Origin of the sequence: Halorubrum tibetense (genome assembly GCF_042661865.1) — an archaeon.
GTDB classification, from domain to species: domain Archaea; phylum Halobacteriota; class Halobacteria; order Halobacteriales; family Haloferacaceae; genus Halorubrum; species Halorubrum tibetense.
Genome location: NZ_JBHSWW010000556.1, coordinates 1 through 830 on the forward strand (window position 1 = coordinate 1; position 830 = coordinate 830).

Below are 830 nucleotides of genomic sequence, written 5' to 3' on the forward strand. Positions count from 1 at the left end.
CGTCATAGTAGAGATGATACTATTTCTTCATTCGTTTTCACTTTTTATTCGTATAAATAAGCGACAATAATGCATAAAAAACTTGCGGCTTTTTGTATAGTATTCTTTTCTCTACCGCTGAATGGGGTAAGCGCCGGCCAAGCGCTCGATCCATCACCAACGGACGCTCAAGCCTCCTACGTGGGAAGCGAGGTCTGTGCTGATTGTCACCAATCCGAGTATCAAGACTGGCAAAAAAGTCATCACTGGGCGGCCATGCAACCCGCGTCCGAGAAAAGCGTACTGGGCAATTTTGACAATGCCGCATTCACTTACAACGGCATAACCAGCCGTTTTTACCGGCGCGACGGAAAATATTTTGTTAAAACCGACAATGCAAAAGGAAAATTACAAGAATTTGAAATCACCTACACCTTTGGCGTCGAACCATTACAACAATATTTAATTGATTTCCCCGACGGTAGGAAACAGGTACTTGCCATTATTTGGGATACTCGGCCAAAAACAGAGGGCGGACAGCGTTGGTATCACCTGTATCCAGAACATGAGGTGTTACAACATGGCGGCAATCCACTAGACCCTATCGATTATAGAGACGCCCTACACTGGACCGGCACTTACTTTAATTGGAATTCACGCTGTGCGGCTTGTCACTCAACGGATCTCAGAAAAAATTACAATTCGGTAAAAAATACCTACGAAACCACCTGGCAAGAAGTCAATATTGGTTGCGAAGCCTGCCATGGCCAAGGTTCATTACATCTCGAATGGGCAAAGCGCGGCGATAAATCCATAGCGGGTTCGAGTACCGCTCATCGTGGATTCGACTT

At 45.5% G+C, this 830-nt stretch carries 1 protein-coding gene; it reads left to right on the forward strand.

Annotated features, from left to right (window positions below; all coding sequences use genetic code 11):
- Positions 1-69: 69 nt before the first annotated feature.
- Positions 70-830 (forward strand): multiheme c-type cytochrome (locus tag ACFQEU_RS16935; protein ID WP_379784038.1); only part of this gene is annotated, 761 nt, incomplete at its 3' end.